Genomic DNA, 14166 nt, shown 5'->3' on the forward strand with positions numbered 1-14166 from the left:
TGTCAGTTGCGACGGCCAAGGCTTTTGACCCGCGCAATGGCCTGTGCCGCGTCATGGCGGGTGCGTGCCTCTTCCGTCTGGCCGGCAGTAAGCCCGACCCGTTCAGCATATCGCTCGCGCACCAGCCCATAGCAGGTCGCATGCAGGCTGGCGAAGAGCCAGACGCTGACGCCGACGCTTCCAAGCGGCAGCGCTGCCGAGATCGCAAGTGCGACGGCCGGATCTGGGAAGGCGGCCTTCAGGAGGCCCAGGATCCAGGTCCAGGCCAGCGTCATCACGACCGACAACAGGCCAACAACGAGCGCAGCGAACGCCATCGCCCAACCGAGGCCGGCGCTGGCGCTCCACGACTGGCGCAGGGTCAGGTCGTCTTCCAGCGCCGCGGCGGGCAGGATCAGCGACAGTTTCTGCATGAGCATCAGGGCAATGAAGGGCGCGGCGATGAAGGCGATGATGCCAAAGCCTGCGGTTACTGCCGTGATGATCCCGGCGAGCGCGAACAAGGGCACCAGCATCAGCGCGCCCAGCAGCAGAAGCAGCAGCAGCTTCACCATCACCTTCAGCACGCGCGGGGCAAACGAGAACGGAAAGTCCTTTGCTCCGATCAGGATGCGCCGCATGTAGGCGGTGGCCGCAGCAAAGCCGAGCAGAATGTTTGCGAGGCCGGCAATGAGACGCAACGCGCCATCGTCGGCAGCCACGACCGGTTCCGTCATGTAGGAAACGGTGGTGAAACCATCGCCGGGCAGCAGCTGGCCGCTGAGCGCGAGGTTCAGTCCGGCCATCAGCAGGATGTAACCCCAGCTGGCCGCCAGCAGCGTTCCGATCCGCCCGAAGGCGAGCGCGAGAGCCCTTTCGAGCACGGACAGGATCATGACGGCCTCCGGTGATGCGACATCAGTCCTTAAGATAGGGGCATCAGCTTCCCACAAAAACAGGGTCGTTCGGGTTTTCTGCCCAGAGCGTCTCGATTGCCCGGCGATAGGCAACAGTCACGGCGGCGAGTGTCACGCTCATGCTAAAAATCTGTAGCAGCGCAAAACTGATGGTCAGGAGAATCTGTCCTGCAATTGTGGAGGTCGCACCGACCCCTCGTACGAGGACGATAAAGAAACCCAGTGTAATCAGGGCTGGGATTTGGAGGCTGAGTCCTGCGAGAACTGTGGGAATAAAATGATTTTTTGAAAGTATGAATGCTTTTTTGATTCCAACATTATGTCCAACAGCCGCTGCAGGGACGATGAAGCATACTCTAAAGTAAAAATAGAAGTTTAGCAGAATAAATCCGATGATTGCAATGAAGTATAGTAGTCCGCTGAGGTTGCCGATCTGGAGTGACTTAATGATCTCGAGCAGGATTGCCATTGGAATGAGTGAAAGAATAAACGCTGGAGTGCTGATAAGTACTGCCAGCATGATGCGACCGAGAACTTTCAGTTCCAGGCGTCCAAAACGAAGCTGAAAGGTCTCAGGCCGTTCGTTCAGCAGTCCGAAGCAATGCCATGCCGTGGCGATACTGCCCGAGGCAAGCAGGCTGCAAATGATGTTTGCGACCATGAACAAGGTGCCAAGCGGACTGAATGAAGTCATGGTCTGGGCGATGTTCAAGCCGATGCTGATCGCCACCCATGCGCCCGCGATGTGGAGGGTCGTGTGTATGTTTTCGACAACAAGCGCGAACATGTCCGAGAGAAAGGAGCGATACATTCAACGAGTCCCGTATCTACCAACGGCGGGTTTGAGGCGAGTTGATGGGCTTGATACATCTCATAGATGTATATTTTGACAATGCGTTGCCCTTTCCCGCGAGAGACTTTGTCCCAGTTTCTTTGCGTGCGCTTCTTGATTGCCCTTTTGCCAAAGGCAAATTAAGCAGGCGCGGGGGCGTGAGGGGCGTTTTCCCGCGCGGATGAAGACAGGTTGGCCTGTGCAATGACCGAATACACACCCATGCGCCTGCCGCGCCGCAGGTCTGTTGCCGTTCAGGTGGGGCATATCCTGGTGGGCGGTAATGCCCCCGTCGTCGTGCAGTCGATGACCAACACCGATACGGCCGATGCCGATGCCACGGTTGCGCAGGTGGCAGCGCTGGCCCGGGCGGGGTCAGAGCTGGTGCGGATCACGGTGGACCGGGACGAGTCCGCTGCAGCGGTGCCGAAGATCCGCGAACGGCTGGAACGGATCGGTGTGAATGTGCCGCTGATCGGTGACTTCCATTACAATGGTCACAAGCTTCTGGCTGATTATCCGGCCTGCGCTGAAGCGCTTGCCAAGTACCGGATCAATCCCGGGAACGTTGGTTTCAAGGGAAAGCGGGATACCCAGTTCTCGCAGATCATCGAGATTGCGCTGCAATACGACAAGCCGGTGCGCATTGGCGTCAACTGGGGGTCGCTCGACCAGGATCTTCTGACGAAACTGATGGATGAGAACGCCGTCAGCGACAATCCGATCTCGGCTGCAGCCGTGATGCGCGAGGCGATCATCCAGTCCGGCCTTCTGTCCGCTGGCCGCGCCGAGGAACTGGGCATGGGCCGAGACAAGATCATCCTGTCGGCCAAGGTCAGCCAGGTGCAGGACCTCATCGCCGTTTATGCTGATCTTGCAAGCCGTTGCGACTATGCGCTGCATCTCGGACTGACCGAGGCCGGCATGGGAACCAAGGGCATCGTTGCCTCTTCGGCCTCGATGGGCATCCTGTTGCAGCAGGGCATTGGCGATACGATCCGCGTGTCGCTGACGCCGGAGCCGGGCGGGGACCGGTCGCGGGAAGTGCAGGTTGCCCAGGAACTGCTGCAGGTCATGGGCTTCCGCGCCTTCGTGCCGGTGGTGGCGGCCTGCCCGGGCTGCGGGCGGACAACGTCTACGGTTTTTCAAGAGCTTGCGAGCGAGATCCAGGATCACTTGCGGGTTTCCATGCCGGAGTGGCGTGAAAAATATCCCGGTGTTGAAGGGCTTAATGTGGCTGTCATGGGCTGCATCGTAAATGGCCCGGGCGAATCGAAATTTGCCGATATCGGGATCTCCCTACCGGGCACCGGTGAGACACCGACAGCGCCGGTCTTTGTCGATGGCGAGAAGGTGACGACCTTGCGCGGTCCGAATATCGCCAGCGAATTCAAGGTGATGGTGCTAGAGTACATAGAGCGGCGCTTTGGGCGTGGGACGAAACCCGTTCCCGAAATCAAGACGTCTGCCAGCTGAATAAGGACTGTTCCGCGATCATGGCCCATGCCCCGAACGAAGCTGAGGCCGAGCGTCCGGCCATTCTGGTGATCACATCGCAGGTGGTGCGCGGCGGGATCGGTGGGCGAGGGGTGGTATTTGCCCTGGAACGGCTGGGGTTCCCGGTCTGGTTCCTGCCAACCGTGCTGCTGCCCTGGCATCCGGGGCAGGGCCGGGGAACGCGGATCGTTGCGGAAACGGCGGATTTCAGCGCAATTGCAGCCGATCTGGCGGGGTCCGACAAGCTGCCAGAGATCGGCGGCATCCTGTCCGGCTATCTTGGGAATCCAGCGCAGGCCGATGCGGTTGCGGCTCTTGTCAGGGCGGTTAAGAAGGTTTCGCCGGAAGTTCCCTATCTGTGTGACCCTGTGATTGGCGACCTCGGCGGGCTCTACGTACCGGAGGAGACTGCACGGTCAATCCGCGACAAATTGCTGCCTTTGGCCGACATTTCCACCCCAAATCGCTATGAGCTGGCCTGGCTGACCGGACGTGACATCGACACCGAGCTGCAGGCCCTGTCAGCCGCCCGCAGGCTCGGCCCGGAGCGGGTCATCGTCACCTCCGCACCGGCGCTGCGCCGCAACTCGATCTCCAATCTCCTGGTCGGACCGCGCGGAGCGATTGCTGCCGAACATGGCACGATCGACAACCCGCCGCATGGCACCGGCGACCTCCTGTCCGCCCTGTTCCTTGCCCGGCATCTGGAGGGGCTGGAAGACGAGGCGGCGCTGGTCAGGGCGGCAGGGTCCACATTCGAGATGGTGGCCCGCAGCGTGCGCAAGGGATCGAGCGAGTTGCTCTATCCCTCCGAGCAGCAGGCGGTTGCCCGGCCGATGGCGCTGGTCAGCACCCGGCGGGTGCTGGAAACCGCAACGGCGCGCTGAACATGGATAGCGGACCGCGATGGATCGCCGGGGTGGACGGGTGTCCGGCCGGCTGGATCGCGGTGATGGCGCCCGAGGATGACCTGTCCCGACCGCAAGTCCGGATCGTGCCGGCATTGGCTGACCTCATGACCGCCGAGCCTCGGCTCGAGGTGCTGGCCGTCGACATGCCGATGGGATTGCCTGAGCTAACCCGCCCGGGAGGACGCGGGCCGGAGTTAGCCGTGAGGCCCTTGCTGGGCGAGCGTCAGTCGTCCGTCTTCTCCATCCCCTCGCGCCGGGCGGTCTATGCGCAGGAATACCGGCAGGCCTGCGCAGAGGCCCTGGAGACGTCAGAGCCGCCGCGCAAGGTGTCCAAGCAGGCATTCCATCTGTTTCCCAAGATCCGAGAACTGGATGCGCTGCTTCTGACCGGTGAGGAAGCGCGGCTGTTCGAGGTGCATCCGGAAGTCGCGTTCTGGCGTTTGAACGGCGAGGCGGCGATGCGCCTGCCGAAGAAGATCAAGGGCCGGGTCAATCCGGACGGCATGGCCGAGCGCCGGGACGTGCTCCGCCGGTTCGGGCTCCCGGGCAGCTTTCTGGAGCAAGCTGCGCCACGCGGGGCGGCGGCGGATGATTTTCTGGATGCAAGCGTCAACCTGCTGATCGCGGCCCGAATCCTGCGCGGTGAGGCGCGGCCGTTTCCGGCCGAACCAGGCCGCGACGCGCGCGGCCTGAGGATGGCGATCTGGGCGTGAAGCGGTTCAGGCGATTCAGGGTTTGGCGGCAGGAACCTTGGAAACAGGCACAGCAGCAGGCTGAGCCTGGGCTGTTGCTGCCGCAGCCGCCGCTTCAGGGGTAAGCGGCGGCAGATCGCTGGCCGCTTCCTCCTTCGAGCCAAACGTGAACCAACGCTTGAGGAACCCCTTCTGCTCGCCGGCTGCCGCATCGCCGCTGGCGGCATAGGCCGTTGCCGAAACGTCAACAGTCTGCGTCGCAGGCGCTGACGTGCCATTGGTGGCAGGGCCGGTGAAGAGGCTCGCAAAGGCCCCGTTGGGGCGTGGTGCAGCCTGGTCGGCACCTGAACGCGGGGTCTGGCTGGCGGCTGAAGCCACTGCCTGTGCCGCCGGTGTGGTGATGGCGCCGGGTTGCGCTGTTCCGGTGGTCGCGGCAACTGCCGTCGCACCTTCCGGTGCAGCAGTCGGCAACGCCGGCGACCCGTCGGCATTGAAGTCCTTGTTGCCGACGAAGGCGGCGATCTGCGTCTGGGTTTCCTTCCAGCGCTTCTCGCGGGCTTCCTTTTCGTCCAGCGCTGCAACCTGGGTCAGGAACGCCGCCTCATCCTGCTTCTGCTTGGAGGCAACAGCCATGGCCACAGCTTGTGGCACTTCATATGCGGGACACTGGGCTGTCGCCCGGAACGGAACGCCGGCCACCAGCGGTGTTGCATCGAAGACGTATTTCTTTTCGCACACCGCAATCTTCGGCGGCACTTTCGTGACCTCGAAGTGGTCATAACCGGTCTTCAGCATGCGCCAGAAGTCCAGGTGCGGGCTCTTGCGGTGCCGCGCCATGTTCTCGGCGGTCATGCGGAACGGGAAAGCCTGAACCTGGAATGACTTCTGGCCGCCCTTGAAACTGTCGCGAGCGAGCGCATAGATGTCCTGGACCTGCTTGTCCGTCATGGCATAGCAGCCGCGCGAGGAGCAGGCGCCATGCACCATCAGCTCGGAACCCGTGCGGTTATGCGCCTGATCGTAAGAATTCGGGAAGCCGAGGTTGAACGCCAGATGATAGCTTGAGTTCGGATTCATCAGGCCCGGCGTGATTTCATAGAAACCTTCCGGCGCTTGCCGGTCGCCTTCCTTGAACTTGGGTCCAAGCTGCCCTGACCATTTGCAGATGTCGAAGTCTTCCAGCAGGGCATAGCGTCCGCTGCGTGTCTGCTTCCAGACCTCGAGCTTGGATTCTTCCTTGAAAATGCGGATCATGATCGGCGAGCGAAGATCCATCTTCAGCTCGGCAAGTCTGGCTTTCACCTGCGGCGAGACTTCACGCAGATGCTTGGGGCCGGATCCCATATACATGTCGTCGGCCTGGCAGCCGGCGAGAAGACCTGCCAGCACAAGCGCGCCTAAACCGCGCCCGATGCGTCCCAATCCGAGGGAATATCGCTTGGCCTTGCCCATATTCACGACACCTACCATCAACGCCGCATTGCAGCATACTACAGCAACGCCCGGCTCAAGCGTAGCGGTGTGTGGTTTACGAGACCTTACTCCCGATCACACCGCCGGCTTTTGCGAGCTTGCCGCAACTCCTGCGGGATTGATCCCTGAAATTGCGGCAAAGCGACGGCAAGCGGGTTAGAGCGAGCGCCCGATGGCGAGGTATTTGGCGCGGCGCTGCTGCCGGATCTCGTCCGGGGACAGGTTCGCCATGTCGGCCAGCGTGGTTTCGATGGCGGCTCCGGCCCGGTCGATGATGGTCTCGCGGGCGCGGTGAGCGCCGCCAACCGGCTCCTCGATAATGCCGTCGATGACGCCGAGCTTGAGAAGGTCCTGCGCCGTGATCTTCATGTTGGTCGCCGCTTCCTGGGCCCGGGCGCTGTCGCGCCACAGGATGGAGGCTGCGCCTTCCGGCGAGATCACGCTGTAGACCGCATGTTCCAGCATCAGCACCTTGCTGGTGGCGGCGATGGCGATTGCGCCGCCGGACCCGCCTTCGCCGATGACGACCGCGATGCTGGGCACGGAGAGGCTGAGGCAGCGGTCGGTCGAACGGGCAATGGCTTCGGCCTGGCCGCGCTCCTCGGCACCGCTGCCCGGATAGGCACCAGCCGTATCAATCAGCGAGATCACCGGAATGCCAAAGCGCTCGGCGAGGTCCATGATCCGGACGGACTTGCGGTAGCCTTCCGGACGGGCCATGCCGAAATTGTGACGCAGGCGGGTTTCGGTGTCAGAGCCCTTTTCCTGGCCGAGAATGGCAACGGACTGGCCACGGAACCGGCCAAAGCCCGCGAGAATCGCCTGGTCCTCGCCAAAATGCCGGTCGCCGGCGAGCGGCGTGAAGTCCTCGATGAGGCCCTTGATGTAATGGGCGGCATGCGGACGGTCCGGGTGGCGCGCAACCAGCGTTTTCTGCCAGGGCGTCAGCTTCGCATAAATATCGGCGAGTGTCTGGTCGGCCTTGGTGTCGAGCCGGGCAACTTCGGCATCCACATCAACGGCCTCGCCGGAGGCGGCCAGGGCCTTCAGCTCCTGGGCCTTGCCTACGATGTCGGCGACGGGTTTTTCGAATTCCAGATAGCTGTGCATGAACCGGTTACCTGAAAGCCGCAGGCGAGGTGAGCACGAATGCTCCGCCCCGGCTGATCGTTGGGACTGGCCTTATGTCGTGGCGCGACACTGAACAGCAAGGCCTGGCAAGTCAAGCGGGCGCTGTACCAGCTGACCGGGTGAGGTGCAAGGCAGGTGTTTGTTCGGGCCGGACCCGGAGCCCGGCTCACGGCCGGACCAGAACAGCAATTGCTGCAAGCTCAGCGGGCGGCCTGGTCCGTGCCCGAGCCGTCGAGCTTCAGCTTGGAAGCTTCCACGACCATCTGGCCGTTCTTGGTCGGGATTGAAATGCGGTAGGGGACCAGAACATCGTTCCGTCCCATCGGCGCAAGCCAGGTCTCAATGGCGGCATTGGCCATCTGCTGGACCTGTTCACGGCCCGGACGATGTCCGGCAACCGGAACCCACTTGGCCGAACAGACGACAACAGGCCCATCATAGCCACGGCCGGAAACCTCGCGGATTTCCTTGAAGCTGAGCTGGATGTCAAATCGCGTCCAGCCGTCAAAGACCGGCAGCTTGCGATTGCAGGCAGCCGCACCGAGGCCGGTCTTGCCAGAAGATACGGGCATCAGCGCCGCGCTGAGCGGATCCATCGCATTCTGGCGGTGCTTCTTGGTGACTTCGACGCGGTCCGGCATCGGCTTGAATGGCGGAGTTGCCTCGAAGTCGCGGATGCTGCCCGAGCCCTGCTGCAGGAAGACGTAGAAATCGCGGCTCGCGGCCTGGGAGGTCATCGTGTATTTCGACGGAACCACCTTGGTGCCGACCAGCCAGCCGGAGGCCTCGGCCCCGCCCTTGCCGGTGGAAAACACGCTGCCGATGCCGGCCGGCTCGATGCCGACCTTGGCGGAATAGGCGTTGCCCTGCAGCACGAGGGACATGGTGGCGCGACCAATGGTGAGACCGGCGACCGTGATGTCATAGAGCCCGCCAACCTTGCTGGTCTTGGCAAGCGCAGCCTCGTTGCCGAGCGTGGCCGCGATCAGGGCTGAAACGGCAAGAAGGCCCTTGCGCCATCCGGCTTTCGTCATCCTCGACACGATATGTCCTCCTCGGGGGGCTGTCCGTCTCGACGGGCGCCGGTGCGAAATACTTGGCAAACCTTGCGCCCTTGGTCATCTCAAGAGCATGTCAAGAGCATGCAGACACACAAGCGTGCCGGCGCCACAGCGTCGCACGATGATTGTCCAGTCCGGCGATTTTTGGGCCGGTATGGTAACTGTTCGGTTAAAGTAGCGCGTTTTGCGGGCAAATGCCATTGATTGGCACTGGTTCGTCGGCGAAGCCTTGACGTTGTCCGTCCAGGCCAGTATACGAACCCCGATTTTTCCGAAATTGGCCGGTGGTGACGTTGCCGGACCTCGCGGTCCGCCGCAAATCGGCTGTAACCATACCGGGACCCTTCGTGGCCCGGCCAGAAGAATAAAGGGTAGTCCCATGGCACGCCGCTGCGAGCTGACTGGCAAGGACGTGATGTCCGGCAACAATGTTTCCCACGCCAACAACAGGACCCGTCGCCGGTTCCTGCCGAACCTTTGCAACGTCTCGCTGATCAGCGACACGCTGGGCGCCAGCTTCAAGCTGCGCATTTCTGCCCATGCCCTGCGCTCGGTCGAACACCGTGGTGGCCTGGACGCTTTCCTTGCCAAGGCTGTCGATGCCGAACTGTCCGACAAGGCCCGCCTGATCAAGGCTGAGGTCAAGCGTCGTCAGGCTGAAGCTGCCTGAGACCAACACCCAAAGGGGTGAACTGATGATCAAGGCCGAGACTTTCTCCGCCGGTCGCGTCGCCATCGCAGTCACTGCGATGGCGATTGTCGTTCTGGCATCCAACTATCTGGTGCAGTTCCCGGTTCAGGGCACGCTCGGCGGCATCGTGCTGGCCGATCTGCTGACCTGGGGGGCTTTCACCTATCCGGCGGCGTTTCTCGTCACCGATCTGACCAATCGTCGGTTCGGTCCGAAGGCGGCGCGGCAGGTGGTCTATGCCGGCTTCGTGCTGGCGGTGATCCTGTCTGTCTGGCTGGCAACGCCGCGCATCGCCATTGCTTCCGGCACGGCTTTCCTCGTGGCGCAGCTGCTGGACGTAACGGTGTTCAACCGTCTGCGGCAGGCGGCCTGGTGGAAGGCGCCGTTCGTCTCGTCGCTGCTGGGCTCAGTCATCGATACGATCCTCTTTTTCTCGATCGCCTTTGCGCCGCTTTTCGGCGGCGATGATGCCTTCGCGCTGGAACTGGCGCCGCTGTTCGGCGTGTTTGCCACCGACGTGCCGCGCTGGATCTCCTGGGCGCTGGGTGACTTTTCGGTGAAGATGCTGGTGGCGATCGCGCTGCTTGCGCCTTATCGGGTGCTGATGGCGATCCTGGTGCCGGCAACGCAGGAACGCGTGGCCTGATAGCATTGCTTCCGATGATGCGAAATGCCCCGGGCCGATGGTCCGGGGCTTTTTGTGTTTGTTTGCCGTCATTCCGGACAAGGTGAGCGATAGCGAACCGCAGATCCGGAATCCAGCACATCAGGGGCGAGCACCAGCGAGCACAATTTATCAGTTGCCTTACCGCAGAGGCTTCAGCTCGCTTGTCGCGCTTCGCGCGGCTGATATCTGGATCCCGGCTCGGCGCCTCGCTCACGCTCGGCTGGGCCGGGATGACGCGTGCGCCATTGTCCATTCCGGGGGTCTTGCTTCCGGCGGTCTAGCCGTCCAGGCGGAAGCGCAGCAGCAGGGTGCGCTGGAGCAGGGAGCGGTTGTCGTCGGAGAGCAGCGTCAGGATCGTGCGACCTGCAGCGTCCTGATGCACGGCTAGCCCTTCCATGTTGTCGATCTGGTGCGACGGGCCTGCCTCCATCAGGATCTCGCCAGCGAGCACCGCACCGGGCTTCACGTCAGCGGCGGCAAAGCGGCGCAGGCGCATGCCAACCCAGTCGCGCAGGTTGAAGCGGCGTTCCAATAGCAGCAGGTCGCCGCCGGGCAGGAATGCGGCGTCGGTGGCGTCATAATCATCCGAGCGTACTATTTCGAATGAACCGGCTCGCGGACCGCCGAGAATGAAGCCGGGCAGATCATGCGCCTGGCTCTGACCGCGTTCGGCAATGGCGACCAGAGCGCCGCCGAGCGGGCCGTCGTCCGGGGCGGCGGCCAGCGCCTCGAGCCCCTTGTTGAAGCGGAGTGCCCGGATGCCTTTCGGCGTCTCGACTCCGGAGATCAGGCGGCTGGCGGCGCTGGTGAGTGGCCAGGCAAAGCGCAGGATGCGGTTGGTGCGCTCCGTGGCGACGAACAGTTCCAGCTTGCCGCGGTTGCGGCCGAGGGTGACGGCTTCGGTGTCGCTGGAACTGGTCTTGCGTAGTTCGATGCCCTTGGCATCCAGCATCGGGGCATATCGGACGTCACCGAGACCAAGAGGCGCCCCCTCCGGCGACTGCCGGATCCGGGCCGCAACCCACAGGGCATTGTCGGTGACCGCCAGCATCTGCGCGCCGTCGCCGAGTATGATCAGGCCGGAAAGGCCGCCGATCTCGCGGTTTGTGGCGGTCAGATCAAGGCCGCCGAGAAAGGTCAGCTTGCCAAAGCGCGTCGCATCGCTGCCCTGCTGGAACCGTTCGATACGGGCCGCCGATACGGCGACTGGCGTGCCATCGGCCAGCAGCGGCCCGGCTGCAAGAGACGGCGTGGCAAGGCTCAGGATCAGCGCCAGACCGAGGCCTGCCGCCGAGAGGCCGGCCCAGCGGAACCGGCCGGTCATGCGCGCCGTCTTGCTCGGCCGCGACCTGCGCCACGGCCACCTGTGGCCTGCTGCGAGGTGTCCTCGAACAGGTCGGCGAGCTGATCGGTCATGGCGCCGGCCAGTTCTTCGGCGTCGACGATGGTGACGGCGCGGCTGTAATAGCGGGTGACGTCATGGCCGATGCCGATGGCGATGAGTTCGACCGGTGAGCGGTTCTCGATCTCGTCGATGACGAAACGCAGATGGCGCTCGAGATAGTTGCCCGGGTTGACCGACAGGGTGCAGTCATCGACCGGCGCGCCGTCGGAGATCATCATCAGGATGCGGCGGTTTTCCGGGCGGGCGAGCAGGCGGCGGTGGGCCCAGTCGAGCGCTTCGCCGTCGATGTTCTCCTTCAGGAGCCCCTCGCGCATCATCAGGCCGAGATTGCGGCGCGAGCGGCGCCAGGGCGCGTCGGCGGCCTTGTAGATGATGTGGCGCAGGTCGTTGAGGCGGCCGGGCTGGGCCGGTTTGCCAGCCGCAAGCCAGGCTTCGCGCGATTGCCCGCCCTTCCAGGCCTTGGTGGTGAAGCCGAGGATCTCGACCTTGACGCCGCAGCGCTCCAGCGTGCGCGCGAGAATATCGGCGCAGGCGGCGGCAACGGTGATCGGGCGGCCGCGCATGGAACCGGAATTGTCCAGCACCAGGGTCACCACGGTGTCGCGGAAGTTGGTGTCGCGCTCCTGCTTGAACGCCAGCGGCTGCATCGGGTCGATGACGGCGCGGGTGAGGCGGGCGGTGTCGAGGATGCCTTCCTCGAGATCGAAGTCCCAGGAGCGGTTCTGCTGCGCCATCAGCTTGCGCTGCAGGCGGTTGGCAAGGCGGGCGACGGCGCTCTGCAGGTTGACGAGCTGCTTGTCGAGGAACGCGCGCAGGCGCTCCAGCTCGGCGACGTCGCACAGATCCTCCGCCGAGACTTCCTCGTCGAAGCGGGTGGTGTAGACGCGGTAATCGGTGACCGGCTTGTTCGACTGGGGCAGTTCGCGGCGCTGGCTTTCGCCCGGCTCCTCGGCCTCCATGTCGAGGTCCTGGTCCTCCATGTCGAAACTGTCGCTGTCAGCAGCTTCCGTCTCGCCGGCGGCCATTTCCTCGCCAGTGACTTCGGTTTCCTGCGGCGCGGTTTCTTCCTCGCCGTCCTGTTCCTGGTTGTCGGAGCCGGTTTCGGAATCCTCGTTGCGGCCGCTGTCGTCGCTTTCTTCCGGGTCTTCGGTCTGGTCCGGCTCGTCGCCGAAATCCTCGCCCATGTCGAGGGCGGTCAGGACACTGCGCATCTGGCCGGCGAAGGCGGCCTGGTTGTCCAGGCGGGTGACCAGCCGGTCGAGATCCGTGCCGGCCTTCTGCTCGATCCAGTCGCGCCACAGCGACACGAGTTTTTGGGCGGCCGGCGGCGGCGGCGCGCCGGTGAGGCGCTCGCGCACGATCAGCGACAGGGCGTCGACCAGCGGCGCATCCTCGCGCCGGGACACGTCCATCGCGCCCTGGCGTGTGTAGCGGTCGTCGAGCATGACCGAGAGATTGTCGGCAACGCCCGGCATGCGGGATGCACCAACGGACTCGCAGCGGGCCTGTTCGACGGCATCAAAGATGACGCGGGCGTCGCCGCCCTTCGGCATCGATTTCTGGTGGACCTTTGCATCATGGCAGGCAAGGCGCAGCGCCATCGAATCCGACAGGCCACGGGTGATGGCGATGTCGCGCGACGATGGCTTGCGGGCCGGCTCGGGCAGGCGAGCTGCTCCGCCCGACAAGACCGGGCGGTCGCCGGAGAAGATAACTTCAAGCTCGGGCGTGCCGGCGATGGCGCGCATCGTGCCGGCAACGGCCTGCTTGAAGGGCTCGTTCGGCGCCTGTCCCTTGGTGCCGCCGCCGCTGTTGCTGCCTGGTCCTGCCATGGTGCTCAGCTCATGACCAGTTTGACAGCGGATTCAGGCAGTTCCTCGCCGAAGCAGCGCTGGTAGAACTCGGACACCAGCGAGCGTTCCGTGTCGTCGCACTTGTTGAGGAAGGTGAGGCGGAAGGCGAAGCCGAGGTCGCCGAAGATCTCGGCGTTCTCGGCCCAGGTGATCACGGTGCGCGGGCTCATGACGGTCGACAGGTCGCCGTTGACGAAGGCGGAGCGGGTCATGTCGGCAAGCCGCACCATCTTCGAGGCGATGGCGCGGCCTTCGGCTCCGGTGAGGTGCTTTGCCTTGGCCAGGATGATGCCGACTTCGTTGTCATGCGGCAGGTAGTTCAGCGCGGTGACGATCGACCAGCGGTCCATCTGCGCCTGGTTGATCTGCTGCGTGCCGTGATAGAGGCCGGAGGTGTCGCCCAGACCAATCGTATTGGCGGTCGCGAACAGGCGGAAGCACGGGTGCGGGCGGATGACGCGGCTCTGGTCGAGCAGGGTCAGGCGGCCGGAGGATTCCAGCACGCGCTGGATCACGAACATCACGTCCGGACGGCCGGCGTCATATTCGTCGAACACCAGGGCGATGTTGTTCTGGTAGGCCCAGGGCAGGATGCCATCGCGGAATTCGGTGACCTGCTTGCCATCCTTGAGGACGATCGCGTCCTTGCCGATCAGGTCGATACGGCTGATGTGGCTGTCGAGGTTGACGCGGACGCAGGGCCAGTTGAGGCGTGCTGCAACCTGTTCGATATGGGTGGACTTGCCCGTGCCGTGATAGCCGGTGACCATCACACGGCGATTGCGCGCAAAGCCGGCGAGAATGGCCAGCGTCGTCGGCCGGTCGAACAGGTAATCAGGATCCACGTCCGGCACATGCTCGGTCGGGGTCTTGTAGGCAGGCACTTTCAGGTCACTGCGGAAGCCGAACACCTCTTCGACGGAAACTTCGGTGTCGGGCATGCCTTCGGCCACGGTCATCTTGTCAGTCATCGGTCCTCCGCTGCCTCGGCCGGGCCGGGGTCAGGGTCATGTGGGGAAAGCCGGCGCGAACGCACCAGGCTAGGGATAATCTCGGC

At 63.6% G+C, this 14166-nt stretch carries 13 protein-coding genes; 5 read left to right on the top strand and 8 right to left on the bottom strand.

The genetic code is table 11. From position 1 onward, the window contains the following. Nucleotides 1-2 precede the first annotated feature (2 nt). Both ACTIFE_RS12495 and ACTIFE_RS12500 read right to left on the bottom strand, forming a co-directional pair. Nucleotides 3-875 carry a 4-hydroxy-3-methylbut-2-en-1-yl diphosphate synthase gene (locus tag ACTIFE_RS12495; RefSeq protein WP_439529483.1) on the bottom strand — a complete coding sequence of 291 codons (873 nt, stop codon included), beginning with the start codon at nucleotides 873-875 and terminating at the stop codon, nucleotides 3-5. 43 nt (nucleotides 876-918) lie between these two features. Next, nucleotides 919-1707, bottom strand: coding sequence for a hypothetical protein (locus tag ACTIFE_RS12500; RefSeq protein ID WP_439529484.1), 789 nt, complete (start codon nucleotides 1705-1707; stop codon nucleotides 919-921). A gap of 225 nt (nucleotides 1708-1932) precedes the next feature. Between ACTIFE_RS12500 and ispG the strand changes: the two genes are divergently transcribed. Genes ispG through ACTIFE_RS12515 form a run of 3 tightly spaced genes read left to right on the top strand, consistent with a single transcriptional unit; the run spans nucleotide 1933 to nucleotide 4849 of the window. Beyond that, nucleotides 1933-3204 carry a flavodoxin-dependent (E)-4-hydroxy-3-methylbut-2-enyl-diphosphate synthase gene (gene ispG, locus ACTIFE_RS12505; protein WP_439529485.1) on the top strand — a complete coding sequence of 424 codons (1272 nt, stop codon included), beginning with the start codon at nucleotides 1933-1935 and terminating at the stop codon, nucleotides 3202-3204. A 20-nt stretch (nucleotides 3205-3224) separates the two neighbouring features. Continuing rightward, nucleotides 3225-4112, top strand: coding sequence for a pyridoxal kinase (gene pdxY, locus ACTIFE_RS12510; protein WP_439529486.1), 888 nt, complete (start codon nucleotides 3225-3227; stop codon nucleotides 4110-4112). Nucleotides 4113-4114: 2 nt separating this feature from the next. After that, nucleotides 4115-4849, top strand: a complete 735-nt coding sequence (locus ACTIFE_RS12515; protein ID WP_439529487.1) for a DUF429 domain-containing protein — start codon at nucleotides 4115-4117, stop codon at nucleotides 4847-4849. 15 nt (nucleotides 4850-4864) lie between these two features. Here the strand turns inward: ACTIFE_RS12515 and ACTIFE_RS12520 are convergent, their stop codons facing one another. From ACTIFE_RS12520 to ACTIFE_RS12530, 3 genes are all read right to left on the bottom strand, one after another. After that, entirely contained in the window at nucleotides 4865-6280 is a 1416-nt protein-coding gene (locus ACTIFE_RS12520) for a transcriptional regulator (RefSeq protein ID WP_439529488.1), read from the bottom strand. A 177-nt stretch (nucleotides 6281-6457) separates the two neighbouring features. Further along, on the bottom strand, nucleotides 6458-7411 hold the full coding sequence (locus tag ACTIFE_RS12525; protein WP_439529489.1) for an acetyl-CoA carboxylase carboxyltransferase subunit alpha: 954 nt from the start codon (nucleotides 7409-7411) through the stop codon (nucleotides 6458-6460). A gap of 221 nt (nucleotides 7412-7632) precedes the next feature. Then, complete coding sequence (locus tag ACTIFE_RS12530) at nucleotides 7633-8466, bottom strand: DUF3108 domain-containing protein (protein WP_439529569.1); 834 nt, start codon at nucleotides 8464-8466, stop codon at nucleotides 7633-7635. 406 nt (nucleotides 8467-8872) lie between these two features. Here ACTIFE_RS12530 and rpmB point away from each other — a divergent pair, with 406 nt between their 5' ends. Both rpmB and ACTIFE_RS12540 read left to right on the top strand, forming a co-directional pair. Next, nucleotides 8873-9163, top strand: coding sequence for a 50S ribosomal protein L28 (gene rpmB, locus ACTIFE_RS12535; RefSeq protein ID WP_439529490.1), 291 nt, complete (start codon nucleotides 8873-8875; stop codon nucleotides 9161-9163). A 25-nt stretch (nucleotides 9164-9188) separates the two neighbouring features. Then, a complete protein-coding gene (locus ACTIFE_RS12540) occupies nucleotides 9189-9830 on the top strand; it encodes a queuosine precursor transporter (RefSeq protein ID WP_439529491.1) in 642 nt (213 codons plus the stop codon). A gap of 298 nt (nucleotides 9831-10128) precedes the next feature. Here the strand turns inward: ACTIFE_RS12540 and ACTIFE_RS12545 are convergent, their stop codons facing one another. From ACTIFE_RS12545 to cobS, 3 genes are read right to left on the bottom strand one after another with little or no spacing between them, the layout of a single operon-like run. Then, nucleotides 10129-11175 carry an esterase-like activity of phytase family protein gene (locus ACTIFE_RS12545; protein WP_439529492.1) on the bottom strand — a complete coding sequence of 349 codons (1047 nt, stop codon included), beginning with the start codon at nucleotides 11173-11175 and terminating at the stop codon, nucleotides 10129-10131. Continuing rightward, nucleotides 11172-13088, bottom strand: coding sequence for a cobaltochelatase subunit CobT (gene cobT, locus ACTIFE_RS12550; protein ID WP_439529493.1), 1917 nt, complete (start codon nucleotides 13086-13088; stop codon nucleotides 11172-11174). Before cobT ends, ACTIFE_RS12545 begins: the two co-directional genes overlap by 4 nt. A gap of 5 nt (nucleotides 13089-13093) precedes the next feature. Next, on the bottom strand, nucleotides 13094-14080 hold the full coding sequence (gene cobS, locus ACTIFE_RS12555) for a cobaltochelatase subunit CobS (protein ID WP_439529494.1): 987 nt from the start codon (nucleotides 14078-14080) through the stop codon (nucleotides 13094-13096). Nucleotides 14081-14166: the final 86 nt, after the last annotated feature.

The organism is Pannonibacter sp., from assembly GCF_051860505.1.
In the GTDB taxonomy this organism is placed as follows: Bacteria; Pseudomonadota; Alphaproteobacteria; order Rhizobiales; family Stappiaceae; genus Pannonibacter.

Excerpts from the sequence above, each read along its gene's own strand:
- ACTIFE_RS12495 (WP_439529483.1), bottom strand. The coding sequence starts at position 875 with ATGATCCTGTCCGTGCTCGAAAGGGCTCTCGCGCTCGCCTTCGGGCGG.
- rpmB (WP_439529490.1), top strand. The coding sequence starts at position 8,873 with ATGGCACGCCGCTGCGAGCTGACTGGCAAGGACGTGATGTCCGGCAAC.
- ACTIFE_RS12545 (WP_439529492.1), bottom strand. The coding sequence starts at position 11,175 with ATGACCGGCCGGTTCCGCTGGGCCGGCCTCTCGGCGGCAGGCCTCGGT.
- cobT (WP_439529493.1), bottom strand. The coding sequence starts at position 13,088 with ATGGCAGGACCAGGCAGCAACAGCGGCGGCGGCACCAAGGGACAGGCG.
- pdxY (WP_439529486.1), top strand. The coding sequence starts at position 3,225 with ATGGCCCATGCCCCGAACGAAGCTGAGGCCGAGCGTCCGGCCATTCTG.
- ACTIFE_RS12525 (WP_439529489.1), bottom strand. The coding sequence starts at position 7,411 with ATGCACAGCTATCTGGAATTCGAAAAACCCGTCGCCGACATCGTAGGC.
- ACTIFE_RS12520 (WP_439529488.1), bottom strand. The coding sequence starts at position 6,280 with ATGGGCAAGGCCAAGCGATATTCCCTCGGATTGGGACGCATCGGGCGC.
- ACTIFE_RS12515 (WP_439529487.1), top strand. The coding sequence starts at position 4,115 with ATGGATAGCGGACCGCGATGGATCGCCGGGGTGGACGGGTGTCCGGCC.
- ACTIFE_RS12500 (WP_439529484.1), bottom strand. The coding sequence starts at position 1,707 with ATGTATCGCTCCTTTCTCTCGGACATGTTCGCGCTTGTTGTCGAAAAC.
- ACTIFE_RS12530 (WP_439529569.1), bottom strand. The coding sequence starts at position 8,466 with ATGACGAAAGCCGGATGGCGCAAGGGCCTTCTTGCCGTTTCAGCCCTG.
- cobS (WP_439529494.1), bottom strand. The coding sequence starts at position 14,080 with ATGACTGACAAGATGACCGTGGCCGAAGGCATGCCCGACACCGAAGTT.
- ispG (WP_439529485.1), top strand. The coding sequence starts at position 1,933 with ATGACCGAATACACACCCATGCGCCTGCCGCGCCGCAGGTCTGTTGCC.
- ACTIFE_RS12540 (WP_439529491.1), top strand. The coding sequence starts at position 9,189 with ATGATCAAGGCCGAGACTTTCTCCGCCGGTCGCGTCGCCATCGCAGTC.